The organism is Enterococcus sp. 4G2_DIV0659 (assembly GCF_002140715.2).
Taxonomy (GTDB): domain Bacteria; phylum Bacillota; class Bacilli; order Lactobacillales; family Enterococcaceae; genus Enterococcus_L; species Enterococcus_L mansonii.
On sequence record NZ_NGLE02000001.1, the window covers coordinates 676,555 to 703,466 of the forward strand.

22 protein-coding genes and 1 CRISPR repeat array (1 of these 23 running past the window's edge) are annotated in these 26,912 nt (G+C 35.5%); of the genes, 7 read left to right on the top strand and 15 right to left on the bottom strand.

Annotated features, from left to right (window positions below; translation table 11 throughout):
- Positions 1–11: 11 nt before the first annotated feature.
- The 3 genes from A5880_RS03215 to A5880_RS03225 all read left to right on the top strand — a co-directional run bounded on the left by A5880_RS03215 (position 12) and on the right by A5880_RS03225 (position 4,604).
- The gene (locus A5880_RS03215) at positions 12–656 is read left to right on the top strand and encodes a response regulator transcription factor (protein WP_086331771.1); all 645 of its coding nucleotides are present in this window, start codon (positions 12–14) and stop codon (positions 654–656) included.
- The gene (locus A5880_RS03220; RefSeq protein WP_086331772.1) at positions 640–2,043 is read left to right on the top strand and encodes a sensor histidine kinase; all 1,404 of its coding nucleotides are present in this window, start codon (positions 640–642) and stop codon (positions 2,041–2,043) included. The genes A5880_RS03215 and A5880_RS03220 overlap by 17 nt, the downstream gene beginning before the upstream one ends.
- A gap of 224 nt (positions 2,044–2,267) precedes the next feature.
- Positions 2,268–4,604 carry a glycoside hydrolase gene (locus tag A5880_RS03225; RefSeq protein WP_086331773.1) on the top strand — a complete coding sequence of 779 codons (2,337 nt, stop codon included), beginning with the start codon at positions 2,268–2,270 and terminating at the stop codon, positions 4,602–4,604.
- Between the two features lie 123 nt (positions 4,605–4,727).
- Here A5880_RS03225 and A5880_RS03230 read toward each other — a convergent pair whose 3' ends face one another.
- Positions 4,728–5,810 (bottom strand): endonuclease/exonuclease/phosphatase family protein, encoded by a 1,083-nt coding sequence (locus A5880_RS03230; RefSeq protein WP_086331774.1) that lies wholly within the window; start codon positions 5,808–5,810, stop codon positions 4,728–4,730.
- Positions 5,811–6,044: 234 nt separating this feature from the next.
- Positions 6,045–6,593 carry a DUF1697 domain-containing protein gene (locus A5880_RS03235; RefSeq protein WP_086331775.1) on the bottom strand — a complete coding sequence of 183 codons (549 nt, stop codon included), beginning with the start codon at positions 6,591–6,593 and terminating at the stop codon, positions 6,045–6,047.
- 183 nt (positions 6,594–6,776) lie between these two features.
- Between A5880_RS03235 and A5880_RS03240 the strand changes: the two genes are divergently transcribed.
- Positions 6,777–7,148, top strand: coding sequence for an iron chaperone (locus A5880_RS03240; RefSeq protein ID WP_086331776.1), 372 nt, complete (start codon positions 6,777–6,779; stop codon positions 7,146–7,148).
- 1,021 nt (positions 7,149–8,169) lie between these two features.
- Here A5880_RS03240 and A5880_RS03245 read toward each other — a convergent pair.
- On the bottom strand, positions 8,170–9,357 hold the full coding sequence (locus A5880_RS03245) for an MFS transporter (protein ID WP_086331777.1): 1,188 nt from the start codon (positions 9,355–9,357) through the stop codon (positions 8,170–8,172).
- 144 nt (positions 9,358–9,501) lie between these two features.
- Here A5880_RS03245 and A5880_RS03250 point away from each other — a divergent pair, with 144 nt between their 5' ends.
- A complete protein-coding gene (locus A5880_RS03250; RefSeq protein ID WP_086331778.1) occupies positions 9,502–9,864 on the top strand; it encodes a MerR family transcriptional regulator in 363 nt (120 codons plus the stop codon).
- 68 nt (positions 9,865–9,932) lie between these two features.
- Here the strand turns inward: A5880_RS03250 and A5880_RS03255 are convergent, their stop codons facing one another.
- From A5880_RS03255 to pcrA, 12 genes are all read right to left on the bottom strand, one after another.
- Entirely contained in the window at positions 9,933–11,054 is a 1,122-nt protein-coding gene (locus tag A5880_RS03255) for a sensor histidine kinase (RefSeq protein ID WP_086331779.1), read from the bottom strand.
- Between the two features lie 5 nt (positions 11,055–11,059).
- Positions 11,060–11,755 (bottom strand): response regulator transcription factor, encoded by a 696-nt coding sequence (locus A5880_RS03260; protein WP_086331780.1) that lies wholly within the window; start codon positions 11,753–11,755, stop codon positions 11,060–11,062.
- Positions 11,756–12,004: 249 nt separating this feature from the next.
- A complete protein-coding gene (locus tag A5880_RS03265; protein WP_086331781.1) occupies positions 12,005–12,670 on the bottom strand; it encodes an ABC transporter ATP-binding protein in 666 nt (221 codons plus the stop codon).
- A gap of 17 nt (positions 12,671–12,687) precedes the next feature.
- Positions 12,688–14,070, bottom strand: a complete 1,383-nt coding sequence (locus A5880_RS03270) for an ABC transporter permease (RefSeq protein ID WP_086331782.1) — start codon at positions 14,068–14,070, stop codon at positions 12,688–12,690.
- A 191-nt stretch (positions 14,071–14,261) separates the two neighbouring features.
- Entirely contained in the window at positions 14,262–14,393 is a 132-nt protein-coding gene (locus A5880_RS03275; protein WP_256924848.1) for a hypothetical protein, read from the bottom strand.
- A gap of 3 nt (positions 14,394–14,396) precedes the next feature.
- The gene (gene rlmD / locus A5880_RS03280) at positions 14,397–15,767 is read right to left on the bottom strand and encodes a 23S rRNA (uracil(1939)-C(5))-methyltransferase RlmD (protein ID WP_086331783.1); all 1,371 of its coding nucleotides are present in this window, start codon (positions 15,765–15,767) and stop codon (positions 14,397–14,399) included.
- 128 nt (positions 15,768–15,895) lie between these two features.
- A complete protein-coding gene (locus A5880_RS03285) occupies positions 15,896–16,969 on the bottom strand; it encodes a diacylglycerol kinase (RefSeq protein ID WP_086331784.1) in 1,074 nt (357 codons plus the stop codon).
- A 17-nt stretch (positions 16,970–16,986) separates the two neighbouring features.
- Positions 16,987–18,417 (bottom strand): Asp-tRNA(Asn)/Glu-tRNA(Gln) amidotransferase subunit GatB, encoded by a 1,431-nt coding sequence (gatB, locus tag A5880_RS03290; protein ID WP_086331785.1) that lies wholly within the window; start codon positions 18,415–18,417, stop codon positions 16,987–16,989.
- Positions 18,417–19,886, bottom strand: coding sequence for an Asp-tRNA(Asn)/Glu-tRNA(Gln) amidotransferase subunit GatA (gene gatA / locus A5880_RS03295; protein ID WP_086331786.1), 1,470 nt, complete (start codon positions 19,884–19,886; stop codon positions 18,417–18,419). Before gatA ends, gatB begins: the two co-directional genes overlap by 1 nt.
- Positions 19,886–20,191 (bottom strand): Asp-tRNA(Asn)/Glu-tRNA(Gln) amidotransferase subunit GatC, encoded by a 306-nt coding sequence (gene gatC, locus A5880_RS03300; protein WP_086331787.1) that lies wholly within the window; start codon positions 20,189–20,191, stop codon positions 19,886–19,888. Before gatC ends, gatA begins: the two co-directional genes overlap by 1 nt.
- A 229-nt stretch (positions 20,192–20,420) precedes the next feature.
- Entirely contained in the window at positions 20,421–22,463 is a 2,043-nt protein-coding gene (gene ligA, locus A5880_RS03305) for an NAD-dependent DNA ligase LigA (protein WP_086331788.1), read from the bottom strand.
- Positions 22,464–22,713: 250 nt separating this feature from the next.
- A complete protein-coding gene (gene pcrA / locus A5880_RS03310; RefSeq protein WP_086331981.1) occupies positions 22,714–24,954 on the bottom strand; it encodes a DNA helicase PcrA in 2,241 nt (746 codons plus the stop codon).
- Positions 24,955–25,224: 270 nt separating this feature from the next.
- On the opposite strand from pcrA, the gene A5880_RS03315 reads away from it, so the two are divergent.
- Complete coding sequence (locus tag A5880_RS03315) at positions 25,225–25,533, top strand: PadR family transcriptional regulator (RefSeq protein ID WP_086331789.1); 309 nt, start codon at positions 25,225–25,227, stop codon at positions 25,531–25,533.
- A 9-nt stretch (positions 25,534–25,542) separates the two neighbouring features.
- Entirely contained in the window at positions 25,543–26,148 is a 606-nt protein-coding gene (locus A5880_RS03320) for a DUF2812 domain-containing protein (RefSeq protein ID WP_086331790.1), read from the top strand.
- A gap of 129 nt (positions 26,149–26,277) precedes the next feature.
- Positions 26,278–26,912: direct repeats of the CRISPR family, unit length 33 nt; unit sequence ATTTCAATCCACTCACTCAATAAAGAGTGAGAC; it runs 478 nt beyond the window's last position.

Here is a 26,912-nt window from a genome sequence, read left to right on the forward strand (position 1 = left end):
AGTCTTTAACTGTGAATATTTTAGTTGCCGATGATAGCCCAGAAATGGTACAAATCGTTAGTGCATATTTAAAAAAAGCTGGATTTACTGTTTTTACAGCCTTAGATGGTGAAAAAGCATTAGATATTTTTTATCAAGAAAAATTAGACTTAGCAATTATTGACTGGATGATGCCTAAAATCGACGGCATTGAAGTAATGAAAACAATCAAAGCTGAAAGTTCCTTAAAATTATTAATGCTTACTGCTAAGACAACAGGAGAAGATGAATTTCTTTCTTTATCCAGTGGCGCTGACGATTATATTACCAAACCTTTTCATCCTCAAGTCTTATTATTACGTGTTAAGAAACTACTTGGTTTAACTCACTCCTTCTATGTAAAGAATTTATTGGTTGATCCTGCACATTTAAAAGTTTGGAAGAATGAGCAACCGTTAGACTTAACCAAAAAAGAATTTGATTTACTTATGATGCTTGTTAATAATCGTGGAACTATTTTAACGCGTGAACAGTTATTGGTAGGCGTTTGGGGAATGGATTATGATGGCGTGGAACGAACAGTAGATACACATATCAGAAGACTTCGTGAAAAAATCGGCGATGAGATCATCACTACAAAAAGAGGAGTGGGCTATCTCATTGAAAAAGAAAACTAGAAAAATCAGCACAACACTTACCGTGACCTTTTCTTTGATTATTATTGGTAGTTTTATTATTATGTTTGTTTTTAATAGTCTAATCATTCCGTACTACTATTTTTCAAAAATGGATCACAAAATTACCTCTGTAATGAGCGAACTTAAAGAACAACCTATATCGACACAACAACTCATCGAGTTAGAAAATACAAATCAAGTAACTATTATCACTAAGCCATTAGATGGTATGCCACTTGATGATTTCAACGAAGCATTGAATGTCGAGTTAAATCGAAAGAAAGTTGCCTTAAATCGTTTTTGGGTTACACAAGAAACCTTAGACCAGTTACAAACAAACGCTCAGCCTATTCAACGCAACTTCGATCAAGGAAAACAAAAATCCAGTTTCTTAGTAGAAATGCAAATAATTGATAATACCTTTTATTTAGTTGGCGTTTCAACAGTGAATTTTTCAGAAACAGCTAGTTTGATTAATACCTTTAATTTTATTTCTTTAAGCGTTACCTTGCTTTTGATTATTGTGTTGATTTACATTTCTATTCGGAAAATAACGGATCCTTTAGTGAACTTGAAAAAAGTCGCTGAAGAGATTACAGCGTTAAGCTTTATTACCACCACTGATATTCCTGCAAATGAAATTGGTGAATTGGCACAAAGCATTAATAAAATGAGTTTTGCTCTGGCAAGTTATCAAAAAAATTTACTTGCTAAAAATGAACAATTAAAACAATTTACCGCTGATTTGACTCATGAATTAAAAACACCGATCGCTTTGATCAAAGCCTATGGTTCTGGTATTGAGGACGGATTAGATGATGGCACCTATTTAGACGTGATCTTACAACAAACACAACGTCTAAACGATATTGTTGACCAAATGTTGGATTATGCAAAATTAGAACAACGTCAGCTCATTAACAAAGTCCCTATGCAATTGTCAGATGCTTGGCAGCAGACAGTGGTAGAACTTACACCTGCAATGGAAAAAGACGAAGTTATCTTATTAGAAGCGGATACAGATACACCTCTTTCATTAATTGATGCTGATCCTATTTTGATTAAACGAGTCTTTGAAAACTTATTAACGAACAGTCTAAAATATACAACAGACAAAGAAATTCAAGTAAGTTGGCGGGAAACAAATGAATTTGTTGAGTTTTCAATTAGCAATAAAACCTCTTTAGCACCCGATGTTGATTTAAGCAAACTCTGGGAAGCTTTTTATGTTTATGAAAAATCACGGAATAAAAATCTTTCCGGCACAGGACTCGGTCTTTCAATCGTCCAATCAATCATGGATGATCATGGGTTTACAATCGAAGCACGGTTAGTCCACCAAACATTAATCTTTGTGTTACATTTTTATAAAGAAAAAACAGTTTAAAGAAAACACTGCTCACTTTTATTTGCAACGTTTAATCAAGGGTAGGATATGACTCATATAGTCATGCCCTACCTCTTTTTTTACCCGATTTTGGCATTTTTCTGTAACATAGCCTTGTTAGAATTAATTAGACAACGAAAGCTTGTCTTAACTTTGCTTTAAAACACAGTGAATAAAATGAGCTGTTGTTGCCTTTAGCTATTTTTTAAATCTAGGAGGAAACTATGAAAAAACTTACCATCTATTCATCTTTAGCACTGCTTACCTTCTCATTATCTGCTTGTCATTTTACTCAATCAAAAGCGAGTAATCATCCTGAGAAGTCAAGTATCAACAGTGAAGTCGCAAAAAATGAAACGTATGCCAAAACAGATTTTTCTTTTGATGTTGACCCAGCAACCTTTGCCGTAACGATTACTGAAAATGGCGAACAAGCTGAAGTCTCTAAACCTCAAAACAAGAAAGAAGTCAGTAATTTAAAGAAAAGTCATGACGAAATCAGTTGGACATACCCAACGGAACAAATCAGCGTTAAACTAAAAAAAGAAAAAAATCATCTAGCAGTCTCGCTTACTAGTCTTTCAGACCAAGACACAACATTTAACTGGCCTAAGCTAGATGCTAGCAACTATGTATTACCTATCGCAGAAGGAAAAACCATTCCTAATGATCAAAAAGAATGGCTTGCTTACTTTAAGCAAAATGAAGAATTAGCGATGAGTGAAGCCTTTTCGATGAGTTTTTTCACAACAAACCAGCAAACCTTTGCAACTACTTTTGTAATGGACAATACATTTAATAGCGATCTTTTAACCCAAACAGAACCTCATCTTACCCTTGAAGCCAGTCATCATTTTATCGGTTTTGATAAAAATAAAACCTTAAATTACCGGCTTTATGTGACTGATAACGACCCTGTTGCCATTGCCAAAACATACCAAATGGATCGAATCGATCGAGGGGAATTTAAAACCTTAGATGAAAAAGAAAAAGACAATCCAGAAATCAAAAAAATGCGTGGTGCGATTCAAGTTTATTATTGGAATAGCCGAATTTTAACCACAGAAGATATCAAATGGGCGAAATTACCTCAATTAATAGACGAGCCAATTTTCAAATGGATTGGCGAACTATTAGAAAAATACGGAGAAGATGGTTCTGAAGAATATCTAAAAGCGTTAGCCGCTTTTAAAAACAACGAAGGGTACAAATTTGAAAAAAATACCTTCTTAACCTCTATCAATTATGTACTACTATATCCACAATTTTATACAAAAGATATCTTCAAAAACCCAGATGCACAAGCTCAAAAATTGATAAACAAAGGAATCGATAACCTAAGCGAACAAGAACGCTACACCTTAAATAAACATCTACTAGCAGGAGTCTTAAGTGATCTAACTCCCCCACTTGACCAATGGGGACAAGCCACTTCTTCTGATGTTTTCAAAGAGATGAAGGTTTCTGGTGTTGAAAATGCGTGGATTGGTTTACCAAACTGGGCCAACGGATTAATGAATCCAGAGATGGTCAAAACAGCCGCTGATGAAGGTTACTTGATCGGTCCTTATGATTCTTATCAATCTATTCAAGAAAATGCCAGCATTGATTGGAACACAGCTTCGTTCCCTAATAAAAAGTTATATGATGATGCAACTGTTACTAAAAAAAATGGGGAAAAAGTTGCAGGATTCTTAGGCAAAGGCCGCAAACTTAATCCCACACAAATTTTTCCTGATGTAAAAGAACGATTTGAAGGAATTACGCAAAATGGTGTCCCATTCAATTCTTGGTTCTTAGACACAGATGCTGCTGGCGAAATTTATAATGACTATAGCCCAGAACATCTAACCACTCAAAATGAAGATGTTGCTGGCCGTTTAAAACGAATGGATTATTTTAATCAAAATGGATTGGTTGTAGGGTCAGAAGGTGGAAATGATTTTGCGTCAAAAGAGATGGTCTTTGCTCATGGCATCGAAACACCGGTCATCATGTGGTCAGATCCTGATATGCGTGAAAACAAAGACAGTGAATACTATGTAGGAAGCTATGCAGCATTAGATGGTGGTATTCCAACAAAATATAAAAAAGTCGTACCAATTAAAGAAGAATACAAAGCGATCTATACAGATCCTGTGTACTCTCTTCCTCTGTATAAACTTGTTTACAATCGCTCTGTGATTACTTCCCATCAATGGGAGTGGGACAGTTATAAAATCAAAGGACAAGTCGGTGAACGTCGTATGAAGGAATATCTATATAATACACCGCCGATGGTTCATATCGACAAATCAGGTTGGGAAGAACATAAAGAAGATATTTCGGAAAATGCTAAACACTGGAGCCCCTTCCAAAAAGCAGCATTGCAACATGAAATGACTGATTTTAAACTATTGACAGATAATCGTCTCGTTCAAAAAACTGAATTTGGTGACAAACTTTCTGTTATTGCTAATTTCTCTGATACAGATTACGATGCACAGGATGTTCAAGTTGCCAGTCATACTGCTGTGATTATCAATGATGGCAAAAAAACGGTTATAAAAACTGAAGGTTAAACAATGAAAAAAGGTGGTTGGGACAGAAGCTTATTTCCGAAGGAGTTGCTTGTGCTCCCACCGTTTATTCGGATTTCAAGTGGTTGGGATATGACTCGAAGAGTTATGTCCCAACCACTTCTTTTATTTTTTTAGCTTAAAGGTCATCTCAACTGGATTATGATCTGAATGTTTAAATTCAGCATCAATCACTTGCACATCAATATTTTCAACATTATCTGAAATAATAAATCCATCAATCAGCGCTACAAATGACTCCCCTTTTTTATAAGGTTTGTCTAGATTACGCACAGAAGGAACTGGCGTTTCTACTTCAGTCAATGCAGCCACTTGTAAATGTTTTGGTAACTCTTTTTTAGGGAATGGCTGTAGCCATGTGTATTCCTCTGCTGTATCATTTTTAAATGTTTCAATCGAAGAATCTAGTAAGTCATGATTAAAATCACCACCACCGACAACGTAATTGCCTTTTTTATATTCATTTTCCATATGATCGAATAATTTATGGATTTGTTCTTTTTGGATTTTTTGATCTTTAATATAGGCGGATAAATGAACATTATAAAGCATCAGGTACTTCCCGTTTTCAACAGGGATTTTAGATACCGTAAAGGCACGATCTAAATCAAAAAATTTATTGAAATTCGTTTCAATTGGCAAACTATAGCGAGTGCTTGTGTCTATTTTAGTATTGCTTAGCGTAAGAATTCCAGATTTTGACTTTCCAATTGGATCAAGGATCGGATACATTAGAAATGCTGAATCATAATTCGTAGCAAATACGCTAGAGTAGTCACTAAACTGCTGATTGATTTGATCAACTTCATTTACACCACGGCTACGAGTGGCTTTTTCATCTACCTCTTGGAATAAGGCAAAATCTGGGTCAATCGATTTAGTTGTCGCAATTGCTCCTGAAATATTTTTGACAACACTGGTTTTGCTTTCAGCTTTGGACTGTTTCCCACCATCCATAAAAAAAGTATAGTCAGGTGTATATGAACCATAACCGATATTAAACGTGGCGATTTTGTATTCTTTGTTCGTTAAGACTTCCTTTACTTTGGCGTTTTGTTTACTTTCAATAGACAAATTATCGGCGATTCTGGCATAACTGAAATAAACATAGCCAACATATGCTAAAATAATTGTGATGAAAATGACTAGAAGGCTTAAAAATATTTTGATACTTTTTTTTAAATTCATTAAGGTCTCAACTTTCTATTGTGTACTTTCTTCCATTCTACAATAAGAACAAACTGTTTCATTTTAAGGCATTGGTGCTCTAAAAATGACAGATTTTATTCCCTACTTTGTTTGGGGACTTTTGGTTGAACATCATTTTTCACGATACTGTTTACTCATTATAAGCATAAAAGGAATTCGATTCAATATAAGTGAAAAGAATTTAAAACAGTCTCCACTACAGAGAAGTTCTTTTTAACGATTTTTCTGAACAAGTTCAGCTAGTTTATTAACCGTATTCGCATTCCTAATCGTGATTCGGTCATAAAGCTTCGTCCCAACGATTTTTGACCAGCGTGTTCTTGAAAATGTTTTGATCGGAGCTGACCAGAAAATCACACCGCCATGATGTGCAACTTTTTCATACTCCTCTTTTGCTTCACCTACAGATACGATTACTTCTTCTGTTGTTGTTGGAGGAATCACAAAAATCGCATTGTGTTTTGACTCTTTATCGGCATTCCACCAATCCGGCATCTGTTCTAAAGCTTCTAATAAAGCCTCACCCGATAAAATAGTAACGGTAATTGGTAGCCCAAATTCCGATTCAATCAATTGCTCACAGTCTTTTGCTAATCGTAAACTGTCTGTCTCTTCACTTGAAAAAATAACATTTCCACTATTTAAATACGTAACAACATTCCTAAAACCATGGTGTTCAAAGCATTCTTTAAGAGTTGACATAACGACTCTATTTTTTCCACCAACATTCACACCGCGCAACAATGCGATATATGTTTTCATAGTCGTTTCCTCCTTAATTTGGTTTAATTAGAGTATATCGTATTAAAAGAGAGGATACATGCAAAAGAACTCTAACAATTCACTGATTCAAAAGTTAATAGTTCTTCAAAACCTCTGTCTATATTATAATGATAGAGAGTAAATAGAATTTTTACACAATCTAATTAGAAAAGAGGCCTTGCCATGAAAGACATCAATGAATTTTTTTCAAGTATCACTGAACCTGAGCACCGCACAAAAGTAGAAGAACTTTTTAAATGGACCATGGATCACTATCCACAATTGAATGTTGTGATTAAATGGAACCAACCAATGTTTACAGACCATGAAACTTTTATCATCGCCTACAGTACGACTAAAAAGCATATTTCAATTGCTCCAGAAACAGTGACAATTGCGACCTTCAAGGACGAGATTGAAAAAACGGGCTATCAACATACTGATAATATTATTAAAATAACTTGGGCCGAACCAATCGACTACACCTTCCTAAAAAAAATAATTGATTATAATATTGAAGAAAAAGCACATTATACAAAATTTTGGCGAGAGTAATCCTTCTTGATACTATGAACCAAACAAGGTAGTGCATGAGAGCTTTTAGTTTCAACGAAGAACTTTTTCACTTAATTTGAAATATTTTATTGACTCTACTCCTACCTTTAAGTTAAGATAACATTACAATACAAAATATAAAAAAGCGCCCTGCAAGAAGACAGCAATCTTCATGCAGAGCCCTGTATTATCAGCACGAACTAATAATACAAGTTGCCTCGCCAATAAACTATTGACTGTTATCATTTTACCAAGTATCAGAAAAAATTATAGTTTTTTCTGTATTTTCAATGAAATTAGTTAATGCTTATTTATCGAACGCTTCATGGTATTAGTGCTGACTAATATCATTTTTTGTATTTCCAATTATTTGTGATAATTAGAGCGAAAAACAAAATAAAAAAGGCACTCTGCATCAGGACAGCAATCCTCATACAGAGCCTCGTATCATCAGCACGAACTGATTATACAAGTTGCCTAAGTCAATATATATCGACTCCTTTATTTTACTCAATTTTTGTAAGAAATACTAGCTTTTTTTACAAATTTAGTTATTTGAAGTGGTTGACGATTATTTATTGTACTTTTGCACGGTATTAGTTGGTGACTAATACCGTATTTTTTCGCTCTTTTTATAATATAAGTACTGATTACTCCTTTTTCGAATACCTTTTTCATATTCTAACATTGGTGCTTATAAGCTAGTTTTACTGACTTCAATTGTTCACCATGCTTCAATCATTTAGTTAAAAAGGCTTGCTAAGTCAATCAAAAATAAACATGCAAACAAATAATTTTCTAAAATTACACTACTGAATGATAAAAAGTAACGATTGATTTCATTTTTACTAGTATTTGAGGAAACATCTGTTAGGCGGAAGACAGATGTTTCTTCAAAAAAATAAATAGGTCTTGCAGAGCTTATTTATTTCAAACAGGCGCTTATCACACTATTCCTTTTTCGGATAAAAAGAATCATACCCAACCATTTCAACACATAAGATAAGCGGCTGTTTGTTTTTCATTTTTTCTGTCTTAAAGTAATCACTGTCGTCAGTAGAGATAAAAAAAGTAAGATTATTGCCTCGGAAAAAAAAGTTCCTCGAACCGTGTCAAAAACTGATACAGAATCAATCAACGCAATACCATATGGAGAAAACGCAGAACCAATATTAAAACCAACCAAAAGCAATGAGGTTCTAAATGATGCTTGAGAAGAGGCTCCATTGTTTATCTGACTAAATAAATAAGGAATAAACAATCTAAAAGAAAAACCACAGGCCACTGCACCTACACCTGTCAGAAAAACACTAGTAGAAATTCCGATCAAGACCATCGCGCCACTCATTACTAAAAACACAAGAGGCATTGTCCAACGCTGTGTTATTTTAAAAACATAACCAAATGAAAAACCCGCAGTCATTGCACCAACACCGATCAAAGCCATTATATTGCTACCATCCGTTGCATTTCCATATCCTAATGTCGTCATCAGTAAAGTCCCTTTAACTGTAATTGACATATACATACAAACAACTATAATCAACAAAACAATATAACCTGAAAAAGCAAGCCAACTCATCGATCCTTCCTTCTGCTTATTTTCCTTAGGTGTTCCTTTTGTCATGCGCTCCCCATGCACTAATTGGATATCCTTTTCAGAAACACTAGGCACAAATAATACAACGAATAAAATAATCGGCAAGACAAACAAGTAAACCCAAAAGGACGTTTGCCAGCTTATCTTGAGTAATTGTCCTACTACAAAAGTCAATGACATACCGCCAATTCCTTCAAAAGCACTTTGAAAACCGATAGTCGTAGCACGTTCATTTCCTTGATAAAAGTAACGAATCAAAGACACCAATAAAGAATTAAACAGACCCACACCAAATCCAAAACAAGCCCTAGAAATTAAAATGAGTATAAAATTTGTTGATACGGCTGGGACAATACCTGAAATTAATACAATACTTAAGCCTAGTAAAACCGTTGTTTTATAGCCTAGATATTTAGCAATTTTTGTACTTATTAACACAGCTGGGATAATAAATAATGCAGGAATTGTGGTTAACATTTCGACTAATGATAATGGTACATTAGGAAATGTTTCTGCCATAGCAGGTATATTCGCACCAATTGCACCACCCGATACAACTACTAGGGATACTGATAAAATCGATATTTTTTTCATTACATTGTGAGCCATAAAAAAACACCCTCCTTATTGTTCACTTTAGGATACCTCTTCTAGTGGACTCTAAGTCAAGATGAAATCTCTTTTTTCCTTTGACTTAGAGTCCACTCTACGTGGTAAAATAAACATATGTATTTATCAAGGAGGAAATGATTCATGACATATAAAATTCACGAATTTTCAAAAATAACAGGTCTTACGCCTTATACCCTACGTTTTTATGAAAAAGAAGGATTGCTTACCGTTAAAAGGGATCAAAATAATATCCGCATGTATGATGATCGTAATAAAGAGTGGATCGATTTTTTTCTACACTTAAAAAAAACAGGAATGACTATTGAAGATTTAAAACAATACTTGAACTGGTGGCATGAGGGAGATTCCACTAATCGGGATCGCTTAGAGCTATTAAAAAAACAAAAACAGAGTGCTCTGAATGAACTAGAACAACTCCAACAAGCAATTAATGTACTGGATCATAAAATAGCTGTTTATAAAAAAAGAGTCCAAGAATCATAAAAAACTAGTTTCCATAAAATATACGGCAGAAACTAGTTTATCTCATTTAAGTTATTCGTTAGCACTTTTTAAATCTGACGTGTGGGGATGGAGAAATGAAAACAGATTTCTTTTCCATGGATTGTACAAGCGACTTCTCCAGTATGGCTTTCAATAATTTTTTTGACTAGCGCTAAGCCTAAGCCATTACCGATGATTTGATTACTAACTTTCTGTCCCCGATAAAAAGGGTCAAAAATACTTTCTACTTCATCTTCCATAATCTCTTGTCCAGTGTTCCTCACTTCAACTGTGAGAATGTCATTGGATACTTTAGTCATAACGGTTACATCAGATGCTTCATCTCCATATTTAATAGCATTTTCGACTAGGTTTTTAACTACTACACCTAACATGACTTGATTGCCTTTAATTTGATTATTTTTTTGACTTTTATTTACCAAGCATATCTGTTTTTCCAAAGCTTGTTCTTTTAACTCTGTAAATACATCATTGATTATATAATCTGTACTGATTGAATCTGTTAATTGTAGAAGATTATCATTTGCTAGTAAAAGTAATTGTTCTAACGTCATTGATAACTTATCACAACTTGATAAAATCGCATCCGTCATTTTCTGACTTTCCTGATCTGACTCATCTGCAGTCATTTGAAGTAGTTGCGCATATGTAATGATGACAGCTAATGGTGTTTTTAATTCATGAGCAGCATTATTAATGAAGTTTTTTTGTTTTAAAAATGATTCATCCAATCTCGTAGTCATCTCATTGTAGCTTGTGCTTAATGCTTGAACTTCTTGTGGTTGACTCGGATCAATTTCGATTTGTTTGCCAATATTTCTCGTGTCTAAACGACTCATTGTTTTTTGGAGTTTTACCAGCGATCCTAGACTTTTTCCGACTAACCTATATGTAATAATTGTGCCTAAAATAATCACAATCAACCAGACAAAAATAATAGTTGATGAAAACGATGTTCTAGCTTTAGCTAGCGTAATAGCTAAATCCGTGCCTTTTTTATTTGACGGTGCTTGTGCTTTTATCACCTCTTGATTACTAGAATCAAGTGCGGTCAAACGCTCAACAGTGAAGTTCTTATTCGCACCTGATACAGAAAACAACAGAATGACTAATGACATGCTCACCAAAAGTCCACTTACCAACAACGTAATTTGTTTTTGTAAGCTCATTATTCCTAACTTCCTCTCTCCATTGATTTAGTAGATAAACAATAGCCTACACCTCTGAGCGTTTGGATCATTTCAGCAGCTGTTGGATCAATATCTGCCACTTTTTTTCTTAATGAGTACATATGATATTTAAACGTATTAGAAAATAAATCTACATCGCCATCCCAGACATGTTCCATCAGTTTTTCAGCCGAATAAACTTCTTCGGGGTTTTTGATCAGATATTCTAAAATTCCAAATTCTTTTCTAGTCAGTTTCGTTGGGGTTTCGCCCACTTTCACGATTCGCTTGGCAGAATCCAAACTGATTGAGCCATAAACAATAATAGATTCCTCTAAACTAATTTTTTGTCTTAGAAGGTTTCTTATTCTCGCTTCCAATTCAAAAAAATCAAAAGGTTTTGTCAAATAATCATTAGCCCCCATATCCAGCCCCTTGATCTTATCTTCGACAAAGCTTTTTGCTGATAAAATTAGAATTCGTATTTCTAAATCATGCGCTCGTACATTTTCTAAAATTTCCCAGCCGCTCATATTTGGCAAGGATAAGTCTAAAACGATTAGATCGTACTCGGTTATTTCAATCATCTCAATTGCTTGAAAACCATCTGTTGCTTTATCAACAGCATAGCCTTTTTTTCTTAGTCCCATACATAAACCTTCACCCAATAAAGGATCATCTTCAACGATAAGTATACGCATTGTATCATAAACCTCCCATAGAACTCTCACATACAATTACAATACCATAATTTTTTTATGAAAGGTTGAGAGGTTTATGAATAAACTATAACTTTTTTAGTCTAATTTTAAATGACGTGAGTGGGAACAGAAGCAATCCCTTCGGAAATAAGCTGAAATTCACAAAAATTTGAAGAGCCATTTTCGTGAATTCCTTCTTATTTTTCGGGATTAAATACTTCTATCCCAATCTGATTTCTTTTAATCATATTACAGTGGTCTAAGTGTATTTTCTTTTAAGATAAGACTAATATCTGCTTGTTTCGCAATTTCTAAATCATGTGTTACCATGATGACACATTTTTTTTCAAGAAGAGCAAGTTCTTTTAACATATCAATAATTCCTTGCGATGTCACGTGATCCAGATTTCCTGTAGGTTCGTCTGCAAAAATCAGTGGTGAATCAGCAGATAATGCTCTGGCTACAGCAACTCGTTGTTGTTGTCCTCCACTTAATTTCATTACATTTTTGTGCATCAATTCATCTGTAATACCTACGGATCTCAGTTTATTTTTTACATATTCATTGACGTCTGAGACATGTTGGCTTTTAATTTCCATGCCAACTTTGACATTTTGAAAAGCAGTCATATAAGGAATCAAATTGTATGCTTGAAAAATAATGGATGTGAATTTTTTGCGGTATTTGGTTATACCTGTTGTGTAAATATTTTCACCTCTATAGCTGATACTGCCTTCAATGGGTGCCATCAGTCCAGATGCAATGGATAATAATGTTGTTTTCCCCGCACCAGAAGGTCCCATAATTGTATAAAAATTTCCTGCTTCAAATGTATAATTGATATTGTCCAAAACCTTATACTCTTGAACGCCATCTTTGTATGAGTATGTGATGTCTTTCAGTTCTAAATTCATATTTTTTACTTCTCCCTCTATTCTTTTTGGGCAAACAAATCTTTAGGATCTGTTCTAGCGATAATAATACTAGGTATAAGTGTTGTGATAATGATTAGTATAAAACCTAAACTCCCTGCTTGGGAAATCACTGTTCCATTTACTTGTACATCCATTTTATCTACTGGTTCGATTTTTTTGTCTGTTTCTTGTCCATAGTCATCTTCTTGCATCATAGGATCAGCATCTCTAACTTGCTTGGTCAATATTGTATCGGATATTGTTTGACCGGAAACTTGTAGAATCGCTAAAGATAAGCCAAATGAAAGTAATGCAACCACTATAATTTCTATTACCAGTTGCAAAATAACTCTAATTTTTGTTTCTCCTAAAGAAAGTAAAATCCCAACTTCTTTTTTTCGATCACGAATAGAGAGTAATGATAAGAATGTTAAAATCAATCCACCTGCTACTACAATCACTTTAATCATGATTGAACTAAAACTAGCCATTTTTTTAATAGGACCGATCATTTGCTCGTATTGTTCAGTGGATGCGTCTAATTTAAAGAAGTTATTTTCCGTTGGTAATTGTTGTTGGGCATCTTTTACAAACCCATCAACTTGTAATGGATCTTTTAAATAAAAAATTGCATCATCGATGTTGGCTTGTTTACTTGTTTTAAAAAACGTAGCAATATCTATATACATTTGATTTTCTGGTTGAGCTAATTCATACATTTGTTCTAAAGCAGACATCTCTTTTTCACTTTTATATATGCCGATTACTTTAAATTCTTGGTCTGTTTCTTCCTCGTCTATTGAAAAAGCTTTAATTTTAAAGGTATCACCTAGTTTCAATTTATTATTTTTAGCAAATGTTTGTTCAACAACAGCGGAATTTGCTGGTGTTTTTTCTGTAATAGGTTTTCCTTCAATAAGTGTGGCATCTCGATTTTTAAAATCAGTCGTTTTTAGTAGATTATTGGTACCTAGTATTTTAAAAGCCGGTCCTTCCTGGTCTGGATCTAAACTAGCCACGTTGGGACTAAAAGCGTTACTATCACTATTTTCTTTTGGTTTAACCGATATTAAATCACCTTTGGCTCCACTAATTTCACCATTAATCAATACACTTTTTACTTGAGGTAAATCGGTAATTTTATCTACAGTCTCTTTGGACAGTGGCTTGATGCTTGAATTCCCGCTGAATAACGCTTCTTTTATTTTGTCGTTGTCTCTTTTTAGACGAACTTCTGCGCCTAATTGTTTTCGGGCATCCACTTTACTTTTTTCTGCTGATTGTTGGATGGCAAATCCTGACAAAATCAATAAGAAAACAACAAGAAATAACCCTAAGAATAAGGCCGTTCGTCCTTTCCGTTGCCAGATACTGATTAATGCTCTTTTAAAAAAACTCATGTTGTGTCCTCCAATTTATATTCTCTTTGTTTGCAAGCAAATGTATCATAACAATTTCTTGGTCAGATTTTGGTTAGATAATTTGAGAAAAATAAAAAAAGAGGCGTACAGAACATCAAAAAATAGTTCTGTACTCTCTTTTAGTAGCTGATTTCTTATTTCATTCTCTTTTTTACTAAAAACTCGTTACTCTATTTATTATAAATCTTCGGACCTTTACGCATGTTTCTACGGTCATTTTTAGGCGTCTCCATTTTTTCAGATCTGCCTCCACCTTGTTTTTTCTTGATTAATTCTAGCATTTTCTTTTTTGTATCATCCATTTATTACACCATCCTTGTTAACAAAGTAACTGACTCAATATGCGTGGTTTGTGGGAAATTATCAACAGGCTGAACTTCTTTCACTTCAAAGCCGCCTTCAACTAATAATGCTAAATCACGTGCTAATGTTGCTGGATTACAACTAACATAGACGATACGCTTAGGTTTTGTTTCAATCAACGTTTCAACCAAACTCACTTCTAAACCTTTACGTGGCGGATCAACGATAACGACATCTGGTTTGATGTCATTTTCGATCATTCTTGGTAAAGCTTCTTCTGCTAATCCTGCCGTAAATGTTGCGTTAGTGATATTGTTTAGTTTTGCATTACTTTCAGCATTTTTCACCGCTTCTTCAATCACTTCTACACCATAAACATGCTTTGCATCTTTTGCTAATGTTAAACCGATCGTACCGATCCCACAATAAGCATCTACAATGACTTCTTCACCGGTCAACGCTGCGTATTCTTTCACTTTATTATACATTACTTCTGTTTGCTGTGGATTTACTTGGTAGAACGAACGAGATGAGATTTCAAATTTCAAATCAAAAATCGTATCGATTATTTTATCTTCTCCGTGTAGAAGAATCGTCTCGTCTCCAAAAATCACATTCGTCTTTTTAGCGTTGACATTTTGCACAATGCTGACAACTTCAGGCAAGGCTTCTAAAATATCTGGAATGATTTTGCTTGTTGGAAATAATTTTGGTGTTCTAGTAATTAAGACAACCATCATTTCTCCCGTATGATAGCCCCGACGAACAACAATATGACGCAAATTCCCTGTGTTGTCTGATTCGTTATAAGGTTTGATACTATAACGTCTCATAATATCACGGATTTTAATCACTGCTTCATCAATTTTAGGATCTTGAATATAGAAATGCTCTAATGGAATTAGATCGTGACTATTTTTTCTGAAAAATCCTGTTTGCAGTTTGTCATCAATTTTTCTTACTGGAATTTGCGCTTTATTGCGATAGCCCCAAGGATTATTCATCCCTAAAGCGTCCAATACAGGAACATCTGGTAATTTTGCAACACGCTGCATCACGTTTTTCACTTGATCGGTTTTAAATGTGAGCTGAGCGCCGTAGGCTAAATGTTGTAACGGGCTGATGCCAACTTTTGTAAAGTTCTCATCTTTGGCTGGTACACGATCTTCACTTGATTTTAAAATAGTGACTACTTTTCCGTAGCCAAAACTTTTGCCGACTTTCAATACTTTGATTTCGATTTTCTCACCTGGTAAAGCATTTTCTATAAAAAGTGGATAGCCATCAACTTTGGCCACACCCATTCCTTCATGTGTCAGATCAATAATATCAACTTCGATTGTTTCGTTTTTGTTCACTGGAAAATTATTCATAAGTCGCTCCTTCTTTTATACGCTTCACTCATTCTAATGAAAAAATGCTAGAAAAGCAACAAAGACTTTCCTTTTATCACGCTATTTAAAAAACAGCTTCCTGTAAAAACATACAGAAAGCTGCTTTTTTACTTCTCTTTATCAGCAATTTTACCATCGCCATCAATATCTTCTTCTGTTAAACGCTCTACTTCTCTAACGAACTCTTTACTTGTTTCAAGATATTCATCATCATCTTCTTCTGAGGTTCCATTATAATCTTCTAAAACAGAACCCATAATTGCGTTAGAAGGAATTGCATCTGCGTTGGCAAACATTTCGATATGTTGATGTAAATTGACAAATTCCATCGGTGCATCGCCACCGTACTCACCATCTAGATTAATCATCATAGAACTATTTTCTTCCAATGTTTCTGCATATAAACGGCTCGTTTTGGTGTAAATCAACCGATTATCTTCTATATGCTTGCCGCCATTTAACATGAGTGCTGCCAAATGTAAAATTTCAAAAACATTAGCCGTTTTGACAATAATCAAAGAAAATTTTCCATCATCAAGTTTGGCGTCAGGCGCAATTTGTTCAAATCCGCCTACCGAATTGGTTAGTCCTAAGAAAAACATAGATGCATTTCCTTCATAAACCCCTTCGTCATATTCCATTCGCATCTTGATTGGTTTTACTCGTGGAAGCATCTCAGCTCCTTTAGCTAAGTATGCTAAATAGCCAAAAATACTTTTTAATTCAGAAGGCACTTCATACGTTAGTTCAGTTAAATGTCCACCAGCTGCAATGTTGATAAAATAATTATCTTTGGCTTTTCCGATGTCCATTTTAACCGTTTGATTTTTTTTGATGACTTCTGCTGCTTTGACAATATTATCTCTAGGAATTTTTAATGCTCTTGCATAATCATTGGTTGTTCCAGCAGGAATGATCGCCATAGACGGTCGTTTTTCTAAAGGAGCAATCCCATTCACGACTTCATTGATCGTTCCATCACCACCGGCTGCAACGACTAGGTCAAACCCTAATTCAGCTACACGGCGTGCTTCATTCTTTGCGGAATTTTCATCTGGAGTTGTGGCAAAAGCACTAGCTTCATATCCGCATTCTTCCAAAACTGAAAGAATATCAGCTAGATTTTTCTTAACTAGCTCTTTTCCTGAAGTTGGATTATAAATCACTCTTGCTTTTTTCATAGGTCATCTGCTGCTTTCTAGCGTTTTGCTAATTCTTCTTGAAGTAATTTATTTACAACGCCTGGGTTCGCTTGGCCTTTCGTCGCTTTCATAATTTGACCAACCAAGAAACCAACAGCGCGATCTTTTCCATTTTTAAAATCATCAACAGATTGTTGGTTGTTATCCAATACATCATTAATGATCGGTAATAATTGAGACGGATCAGACAATTGTACTAAACCTTTTGCTTCAACAACTTCTTTTGCGTCGCCGCCATTTTCAATCAATTCTTTGAAGACTTTTTTAGCGATTTTAGAACTGATTGTTCCATCTGCGATCAAAGTAATCATACCTGCTAAGTTTTTAGGCGTTAATTTTGTATCAGGCAACTCTACTTTTTCGCTATTTAAGTAAGCAGAAACTTCACCCATCAACCAGTTGGAAACTTGTTTTGCATCTGCGCCTTCATTTAACGCTGCTTCAAAGAAATCTGACATTTCTTTTGTTAACGTAAGAACCATAGCATCATATTCTGGCAAGCCTAATTCTTTGATATAACGAGCACGACGAGACGCCGGCATTTCAGGTAAACTGTGACGAACTTTTTCAATCCATTCATCATCGATCGCAAAACGTGGTACATCTGGTTCTGGGAAGTAACGATAGTCACTTGATCCTTCTTTGACACGCATTAATAATGTTTTGTTAGTTGTTTCATCAAAACGACGAGTCTCTTGTTGGATTTCTCCACCAGATAACAACACTTTGGCTTGACGTTTTTCTTCAAATGCAAGACCTTTTTTAACAAAACTCATAGAGTTTAAGTTTTTAAGTTCAGCTTTTGTTCCAAATTCTTCTTGACCGTAAGGACGTAAAGAAATATTGGCATCACAACGCATTGAGCCTTCTTCCATTTTTACATCTGAAACTTCTGTAAATAAGATAATTGAACGTAATGCTTCAAGATAAGCATACGCTTCTTCAGGTGAACGCATATCTGCTTCTGAAACGATTTCGATTAGAGGTGTACCTTGACGGTTCAAATCTACATAGGAATAACCGCCATCACCATGAATATTTTTCCCTGCATCTTCTTCTAAATGCACACGTTCGATGCGGATACGCTTTGTTTTTCCTTCAACTTCGATATCGATCCAGCCATCATGTCCGATTGGTTGATCGAATTGAGAAATTTGATAAGCTTTGGGATTATCAGGATAGAAATAGTTTTTACGATCAAAATGTGTATCTTTTGAAATCTCACAATTTAGCGCAAGTGCTGCTTTCATACCTAATTCAATCGCTTGTTTGTTCATTACAGGTAACACACCTGGATAGCCCCAGTCGATCACATTCGTATTGCTATTTGGCTCCGCTCCAAAGTGAGCAGGTGCTGGTGAAAAGATTTTAGAATTTGTTTTTAGTTCTACATGGACCTCAAGTCCGATGACAGTTTCAAAGTTCATTAGTCATTCCCCCCTAAGATCACAGGTTTTTTCGTATGGAAATCTGTCGCTTGTTCAAACGCATGAGCCGCTTTATACATTGTACTTTCATCAAAGGCTTTTCCGATAATTTGCAGTCCAACTGGTAATCCTTCTGAGAATCCAGCTGGAATTGACATACCAGGTAAGCCAGCTAAGTTCACTGGAATCGTTAATAAATCGTTCATATACATTGTAATTGGATCATTGATATTTTCACCTAAGCCAAACGCTACTGTTGGTGACGCTGGGCCAATGATGATATCATATTTTTCAAAAACATTGTCAAAGTCTTGTTTGATCAACGTTCTAACTTGTCCAGCTTTTTTAAAATGTGCCTCATAGTGTCCAGCACTTAATGAGAATGTTCCAAGCATAATACGGCGTTTTACTTCCAAACCAAATCCTTCAGAACGCGAATTCACATACACATCCTCAAGATTTTTTACGTTTTCAGAACGATGACCGTAACGAATGCCGTCAAAACGTTGTAAGTTTGAACTTGCCTCAGATGAAGCGATGATATAATAAACGGCTACACCATATTTAGAGTGGGGTAAGCTAACTTCTTCCACCGTTGCGCCTAGTGCTTTGAATGTTTCTGCGGCTTTTAATACTGCTTCACGAACACCAGCATCTACTCCTTCACCAAGATATTCTTTCGGTAAAGCGACTTTCATACCTTTGATGTCACCTGTTAAACCAGCAGTAAAGTCTGGCACAGAAACACCCGCTGATGTTCCATCATTGGCATCATAACCACTAATTGCGTTTAGTGCTAAAGCGTTGTCTTTTACATTACGTGTCAAGGGTCCGATTTGATCCAAACTAGAAGAAAATGCAATCAAACCAAAACGAGAGACACGACCATACGTTGGTTTCATTCCGACAATCCCATTAAATGAAGCAGGTTGGCGAATGCTTCCACCAGTATCTGTTCCTAATGAAACTGGGATTTGTCCTGCTGCAACGGCTGCGGCTGAACCACCAGAAGAACCACCAGGAACTTTTGAATGATCCCAAGCGTTTTTAGTTTTTTTGAAATATGACGTTTCTGTACTTCCACCCATCGCAAACTCATCCATGTTCAATTTCCCAACAGGAATCATATCTGCTTGATAGACTTTATCCATTACTGTTGCATCATAAATCGGATTGAAATTGTGCAGCATTTTAGACGCCGCTGTTGTTAAAATATCTTTTGTAACGATGTTATCCTTGATCCCAATTGGAATACCAGCTAATGGATTTGACTCAGTAATCCCTTTAAGATCGATTGCTTTCGCTAATTCTAGCGCTTTTTCATCGCTAATTGTAATAAACGAATCCACATCTTTTTCAGTTTCATTAATGCGGTTCAGTGTTGCTTGTGTTAAGTCCGTTGCAGTGATTTCTTTTGAGACAAGTAAATCATGCAACTCGGTTAATGATTTATCGTATAATTTTTCCATTATGCACCAGCCTCCCCGTTGTCGATAATCGCTGGCACTTTAATGTAGCCATTTTCTGATTCAGGTACGTTTTTCATTAATTCATTACGATCCATACCAGGTGTTGCTACGTCTTCTCTCATTACATTAATTGATTCTGCAACATTAGAGGTAAATGGAACACCTTCTGTATCTACTTCTTCTAATAATTCTACCATATCGATGATTTTGCCTAATTGTTCCGTAAAATCTTTCAATTCCTCATCGGAAAATGACAGTTTAGACAATTTTGCTACATGTTTTGCTTTTTCTTCACTGATTGCCATGGATACCCTTCTTTCTTTTAGAAAAACTCAGTTCAGCTATTCCTTTCAACTCCTTGTAAAAGTAGCTTTCAAGAGTTCACTAGTTCATTTTTTATACTGTTAAACGAATAGTTACGTTAAAAAAACAGCTTTTTTCTTATTCTATCATAAAATTCTAAGAAATTATGATTGAGATCAAAGAAAATAACTTATAAATGTAAAAAATAACGCTAAATCTGTTTGATTACGCTTATTCAGGTTCAATAGTCGTACTATTATCTAAGGCGGTGACCATTTGCTGTTCATCCCAGACTTCAATTCCTAAATCTTGCGCTTTAGTCAGTTTGCTACCAGCATCTTCGCCAGCAACAACGATGTCCGTTTTCTTGGAAACACTACCTGTTACTTTTCCACCTAAGTTTTCAATTTTTTCTTTGGCTTCTTCACGATTATAATGCGTGAGTTTCCCAGTTAAAACAACAGTTTTATCTTTAAACGGTGATTCTACAGCTGCCAGTTGTGCAGTACGGATTCCTTTATATTCAAAATTTACACCTGCTTTTGTTAGCTCGTCCATCAGTTCATGGACTTCTTCATTTTCAAAGTAAGTCACTAAACTGTCTGCGATAATTTCACCTATTGAATCTAAAGCAACAATTTCTTCTTTAGAGGCTTTACTAATTGCCCATAAATCACCAAAATGTTCTGCTAAAACTTTAGCAGCTTTTGCTCCAACATGACGAATGCCTAAACCAAAAATCAAACGTTCTACGGAATTGTCCCTACTTGCAGCAATAGCCTGATAGATATTATTTGCAGATTTTTCTTTGATTTTATCCAAAGTCATCAATTGCTCCTGTGTTAAAAAGTACAAGTCAGCTACATCTGCCACTAGTTCTTTATCATACATTTGCTCTAATACTCGTGGTCCTAAACCATCAATGTTCATAGCATTTCTAGACACATAATGATTCAAACCTTCCTTGATTTGAGCAGGACATTTAGGGTTAATACAACGTAAAGCAACTTCCTCATCTAAATGCACTAACTCACTATTACAAACTGGACAATGCGTCGGAATTTCATAAGGCTGACTATTCTCATCTCGCTGCTCTGTCAACACTTGAGCCACTTCTGGAATAATATCCCCAGCTTTGTAAATAATAACTGTATCGTTCAAACGAATATCTTTCATCGCAATGAAATCTGCATTATGCAAACTTGCTCGACTAACTGTAGAACCAGCTACACGAACCGGTCGCATCACAGCCGTTGGTGTCACAACCCCTGTTCGACCAATCGTCCATTCAATTTCTTCCACCACCGTCTGTGCTTCTTCTGGTGGGAATTTATACGCAATTGCCCACCGAGGGGCTTTAACAGTAAAGCCTAATTCATCTTGAATCGTAAATTCATTGGTTTTAATAACTATTCCATCGATTTCATAAGGTAATTCTGTTCGTTTTTCATGATATTCTTCTATATACGCCCATACTTCATCAATAGTTTGGCATAATTTTTTTTCAGGATTGGTTCTAAATCCAATTTCTGATAATTCATTTAACGCATCAAATTGTGTTTGAGCTGTCATCGGTCCAAAATCAGCCACTGTGTATAAGAAAGTGCTTAAGTTTCTTTTAGCGACCATACTTGTATCTAATTGGCGTAAGCTACCTGCTGCCGCATTTCTTGGATTAGCAAAAACATCTTGTCCAGCTTCTTCTCGTTCTTTGTTGAGATTGACAAATGATTGTTTCGGCATATAGCATTCGCCACGAACTTCAACTGAAATCGGCTTTTTCAACTCTAAAGGAATTGATTTGACGGTTTTTAAATTTTCGGTGATATTTTCCCCTACTGTTCCATCTCCTCGTGTTGCCCCTTGAACGAATTTACCATTTTCATATTTCAAAGAAATCGCAAGTCCATCGATTTTAAGCTCGCAACAATAACTAACAGGTTTCCCTGCTAATTTTTGAACGCGCTCGTCAAAATCGTATATATCTTCTTTACTGAACCCATCATTCAAACTATACATCTGAACTTCATGAGTAACCTTTTCAAATCCCTGTAAAATTTTTCCGCCAACACGTTGTGTAGGAGAATCAGAAGTAATCAAGTCTGGGAACTCAGTTTCTATGTCTACTAATTCTTTATATAATCGATCATATACATAATCTTCTACCGTTGGTTTGTCTGCAACATAATATTCATGTGCGTATTGATTCAACTGCACTCGTACCTCTTTTGCCTTATCTGTTGCTTCAGCCAATGTTAACGGCACATCCGCCATAAATGACCCTCCTAAAATTAAAAGTGTAGTGAGCTCGTTTAGCCTTGAATGAAAAATAGAAAATAATGACTGAGGGCTTTTTCCTCATTCAGTATTTTTCTTTTTTCCGAACGGCTAGCTCACGAAACTAGACATCATTAAAAGTGTAGTGCGCTCGTTTAGCTTTGATTGAAAAATAGAAAATAATGACTAAAGGCTTCTTCCTCATTCAGTATTTTTCTTTTTTCCGAACGGCTAGCTCACTCATATTTTATATTTTTTCAATCGGAGCAAATGCTGCTAATAAGCGTTTAATCCCTTTTTCTGGAAAGGCAACGTCCAGTTCTAAATCCTTAGCAGTACCGCCAACTCGGACGACTGTACCTGTTCCCCATGCTTTATGTCTGACTTTATCTCCTGCTTGCCAAGCCATTGATTCCCCGCCGCTTTCAACTTTATCTGTTACTGGTTGTTTGGTTGGTTGAGCATAGGCTGGTTTGAATACTTTCGGTTCAAATGTTCTAGCTGGTACTTTAGATGCAGCAATCGAACCTTGTAAATCTAATAACTCTTCATCGATTTCATCTAAGAACCTGCTTGGACGATTGTATTGCGTCCGTCCGTATAATGTTCTGGAAAACGCGTTAGTTATATACAATATTTCTTCCGCACGTGTGATTCCTACATATGCCAAACGGCGTTCTTCTTCTAATTCGCTTTCTTCCAGCATAGCACGTGATAAAGGAAAGACGCCTTCTTCCATACCAATTAAAAACACCACTGGAAATTCAAGTCCTTTGGCTGCATGTAATGTCATCAATGTCACTTGTGACGTACTTTCTTCTAAATTGTCAAGATCTGAAACAAGCGCTAGGTCATTTAGAAAGACAGCTAATTTTTCATCTGGCGCATCTGCTTCCTCTTCATCTTGACGTTCATAACGTTTATCAAATTCTTGTGTAACCGTTAAGAACTCATCCAAGTTTTCTAAACGCGCTTGGGATTCTAAATTGTTTTGTCTAACTAATTCTTCCCGATACCCGCTACGTTCTAAGACTTCTTTCACTAGTTCAGTAATCGTTAAATAAGGAATCATCTGTGTTAAATCTTGGATCATCATGCCAAAACTACCTAATTCTTTACCTGCTTTGCCGGAAATATTGGCCAAATCTACATTTTGAGAAGCTTCTAGTAAAGACCAGCCATGCATCTGAGAAAAACTTCGTAATTTCTCCACAGAACTTTTACCAATTCCTCGTTTTGGTTCATTGACCACTCGCTCAAAACTAAGAGAGTCCATTGGATTGGAGATAATGTTCAAATAGCCTAAAATATCTTTGATTTCTTTACGGTCATAGAACTTATGCCCCCCGACCATTGTATATGGAATATTTGATTTCAATAACATTTCTTCCATTACCCGAGATTGCGCATTTGTTCGATACAAAACAGCAAAATCGCCATAAATACGATCTTTATCTCGCATTTCTTTTTGGATTTGCCCAACAATAAACTGTGTTTCATCTCGTTCGTTATCACCACGATAGTAAACGATTTTTTCTCCATCTGTATTTTCAGTCCAAAGCTGTTTGTCTCGGCGATTGCGATTATTCTGAATCACGTTATTCGCTGCATCAAGGATTTTCTTTGTTGAACGGTAATTTTGTTCCAGCAAAATTACCGAAGCATCTGGATAATCTTTTTCAAAGTCTAAAATGTTTTGCATATCCGCTCCACGCCAGCCATAAATACTTTGATCCGCATCACCAACGACACAAAGATTTTTAAACCGCTCTGCTAGCATATTAACTAAGGTATACTGGGCATGGTTGGTATCTTGATATTCGTCAACATGAATATAATGGAATTTATTTTGATAATACGCCAGTGAATCAGGATGTTCATTGAACAAGCGGATTGTATTCATAATCAAATCATCAAAATCCATACATTGATTATTTCTTAGTTCTTTTTGATACATTTTATAACACTTAGCTACAACCTCTTCATAAGGTGTCCCTTGCAACTCTTCAACCTTTTCTGGTGTTTGCAACTCATTTTTCGCATTACTGATTGTACCTAGAATCGAGCGCGGATCGTATTTTTTCACATCAATATTCAATTCATTTAAAATCCGTTTCATCAATGTTCGTTGTTCCGAAGTATCAATAATCGTAAAATTACGATTATAACCAATATGATCAACATCACGACGTAAAATCCGAACACACATTGAGTGGAATGTAGAAACCCAAACGTCATTTCCGCCCGTTTCTAATAATTTGCCAACACGTTCACGCATTTCCTTTGCCGCTTTGTTTGTAAACGTAATCGCTAAAATATTCCAAGGATTCACATCTTTTTCTTCTATTAGATAAGCAATCCGATGTGTGAGAACTCTTGTTTTCCCACTACCGGCTCCTGCCATAACTAATAAAGGCCCTTCTGTATGTAGAACGGCTTCTTTTTGTCTTGGATTCATACCTTGGATCAAGGCGTTTTCTTGTGCCATCATCAACGTCCTCTCTCTTTTTTCAATCTTATACATTATACCAAAAAAAACACAAAAGCTGAACAGATTGAACAAACCTTGTGAAATTAAATTAAAAAATGAATATCCCTAGGAAATAAAGAATATAACGTTGAAAAATAAAACGTTTGGACTTTAGTTTCAACACTTGTTTAAACAAAAAATGATTGACATATACAGCATAACGATATACAATCAAACTATACAGTTGAACTGTATATAAAAATCGTGTAAAAGGAGGAGATTAAGTCCATGAATATACATAAACTATTGCCACTAACAGAAACAACATTTTATATTTTGCTTTCACTAGATCAACCTTCCCATGGATATGCAATTATGCAAAAAGTTGAAGAGCTGAGTCATGGACGCGTGCGAGTTGCTGCGGGTACCATGTATGGAGCAACAGAAAATTTACTAAAACAGAAATTGATTCGTGAAGTGCCTAGTGAGGATAAACGTCGTCGTGTATACAAGAGAACAGATGCTGGAAAAGAAGTGTTAGAACTTGAAGTCAAACGGTTGAAAGAATTGGTCGCAATTGCTGACAATTTATTATAGGAGGTCTATATGAAAAAGAGAAGAATATTCGTTGATATAAGAGAAGAAGAAAGCTATCTAGAAGAAATGGCGAGAAAAGGCTGGGGGTTAGTAAAGTATAGTTCTTTGTGCGTATATACTTTTGAAAAAATCACGCCCAAAACATTGAACTATCGAATTGATTATCAAACATTTAAAAAGAAATCAGACTATATTAATTACTTAACTTTATTTGAGGACAGCGGTTGGCGTCATATTTCTGGTAACAAAGGAAGTGGTTTTCACTTCTTTTTACCAGAAAACAACCAAAACGCAACGCAGGACATATTTTCAGATCTTGATTCAGGTAACGATCGTTATAAGCGGTTGTATATGCAGTCAGTGATTTGGGGAGCGTTGATGATTTTTTATTTTATGCTTTTTCAACCTTCTTTTAAAAACATCTCCTCATGGTATTTAACACCTACACTTTGGGAATATCATGGTCTTCAATTATTTGGAATGATTGCTATGGAGACCGCTTTCGTGAGCATTCAAGTATTGCCAATGTTGTTTTTTATGGCCTGCGCCATTTATTATGGTGCCATCGGAATTCGAGCAAAAAATATCTTGAAAACTAATAAATCTGAAAACTAATTTTTTAGTGTACATTTTAAAGATAATTATACAAACAGGACTCATGTATAGGTGAGTCCTGTTTGTATAATTGTGGTTTTTAATAAAGAGTGAGACACGAAGCCAAACATTCGCAACAGCATCCAATTCATTTCAATCCACTCACTCAATAAAGAGTGAGACAAATCGAGCTTTGATCAATATAATGCTGCATATATTTCAATCCACTCACTCAATAAAGAGTGAGACCGTAGCAAACTCACTTTTTAGCTCGTCAAACTCTATTTCAATCCACTCACTCAATAAAGAGTGAGACATGCTCTAGCTTTAAGAGTAATTAATACTAATTATATTTCAATCCACTCACTCAATAAAGAGTGAGACCCAAGAATTGATGGATTTGGCTATATGGCAACAGATTTCAATCCACTCACTCAATAAAGAGTGAGACGGCATGGCTGATGCTGATAGCATTTACACATTCTTATTTCAATCCACTCACTCAATAAAGAGTGAGACAGTGGTTCAGCTGGTTCGCTACCTTCGTTATATAATTTCAATCCACTCACTCAATAAAGAGTGAGACTAAAGTTCCAGAAGAAACAGCTCAAAAGTGGCTGATTTCAATCCACTCACTCAATAAAGAGTGAGACAGTATGTTTCAATGGTTCGACTACCAGGTAGAAGTATTTCAATCCACTCACTCAATAAAGAGTGAGACCCCTCTAGAAGTTAGAGACATTGTTTTTTTGCCAATTTCAATCCACTCACTCAATAAAGAGTGA

Excerpts from the sequence above, each read along its gene's own strand:
- A5880_RS03225 (WP_086331773.1), top strand. The coding sequence starts at position 2,268 with ATGAAAAAACTTACCATCTATTCATCTTTAGCACTGCTTACCTTCTCA.
- A5880_RS03230 (WP_086331774.1), bottom strand. The coding sequence starts at position 5,810 with ATGAATTTAAAAAAAAGTATCAAAATATTTTTAAGCCTTCTAGTCATT.
- A5880_RS03235 (WP_086331775.1), bottom strand. The coding sequence starts at position 6,593 with ATGAAAACATATATCGCATTGTTGCGCGGTGTGAATGTTGGTGGAAAA.
- A5880_RS03240 (WP_086331776.1), top strand. The coding sequence starts at position 6,777 with ATGAAAGACATCAATGAATTTTTTTCAAGTATCACTGAACCTGAGCAC.
- A5880_RS03245 (WP_086331777.1), bottom strand. The coding sequence starts at position 9,357 with ATGGCTCACAATGTAATGAAAAAAATATCGATTTTATCAGTATCCCTA.
- A5880_RS03250 (WP_086331778.1), top strand. The coding sequence starts at position 9,502 with ATGACATATAAAATTCACGAATTTTCAAAAATAACAGGTCTTACGCCT.
- A5880_RS03255 (WP_086331779.1), bottom strand. The coding sequence starts at position 11,054 with ATGAGCTTACAAAAACAAATTACGTTGTTGGTAAGTGGACTTTTGGTG.
- A5880_RS03260 (WP_086331780.1), bottom strand. The coding sequence starts at position 11,755 with ATGCGTATACTTATCGTTGAAGATGATCCTTTATTGGGTGAAGGTTTA.
- A5880_RS03265 (WP_086331781.1), bottom strand. The coding sequence starts at position 12,670 with ATGAATTTAGAACTGAAAGACATCACATACTCATACAAAGATGGCGTT.
- A5880_RS03270 (WP_086331782.1), bottom strand. The coding sequence starts at position 14,070 with ATGAGTTTTTTTAAAAGAGCATTAATCAGTATCTGGCAACGGAAAGGA.
- A5880_RS03275 (WP_256924848.1), bottom strand. The coding sequence starts at position 14,393 with ATGGATGATACAAAAAAGAAAATGCTAGAATTAATCAAGAAAAAACAA.
- rlmD (WP_086331783.1), bottom strand. The coding sequence starts at position 15,767 with ATGAATAATTTTCCAGTGAACAAAAACGAAACAATCGAAGTTGATATT.
- A5880_RS03285 (WP_086331784.1), bottom strand. The coding sequence starts at position 16,969 with ATGAAAAAAGCAAGAGTGATTTATAATCCAACTTCAGGAAAAGAGCTA.
- gatB (WP_086331785.1), bottom strand. The coding sequence starts at position 18,417 with ATGAACTTTGAAACTGTCATCGGACTTGAGGTCCATGTAGAACTAAAA.
- gatA (WP_086331786.1), bottom strand. The coding sequence starts at position 19,886 with ATGGAAAAATTATACGATAAATCATTAACCGAGTTGCATGATTTACTT.
- gatC (WP_086331787.1), bottom strand. The coding sequence starts at position 20,191 with ATGGCAATCAGTGAAGAAAAAGCAAAACATGTAGCAAAATTGTCTAAA.
- ligA (WP_086331788.1), bottom strand. The coding sequence starts at position 22,463 with ATGGCGGATGTGCCGTTAACATTGGCTGAAGCAACAGATAAGGCAAAA.
- pcrA (WP_086331981.1), bottom strand. The coding sequence starts at position 24,954 with ATGGCACAAGAAAACGCCTTGATCCAAGGTATGAATCCAAGACAAAAA.
- A5880_RS03315 (WP_086331789.1), top strand. The coding sequence starts at position 25,225 with ATGAATATACATAAACTATTGCCACTAACAGAAACAACATTTTATATT.
- A5880_RS03320 (WP_086331790.1), top strand. The coding sequence starts at position 25,543 with ATGAAAAAGAGAAGAATATTCGTTGATATAAGAGAAGAAGAAAGCTAT.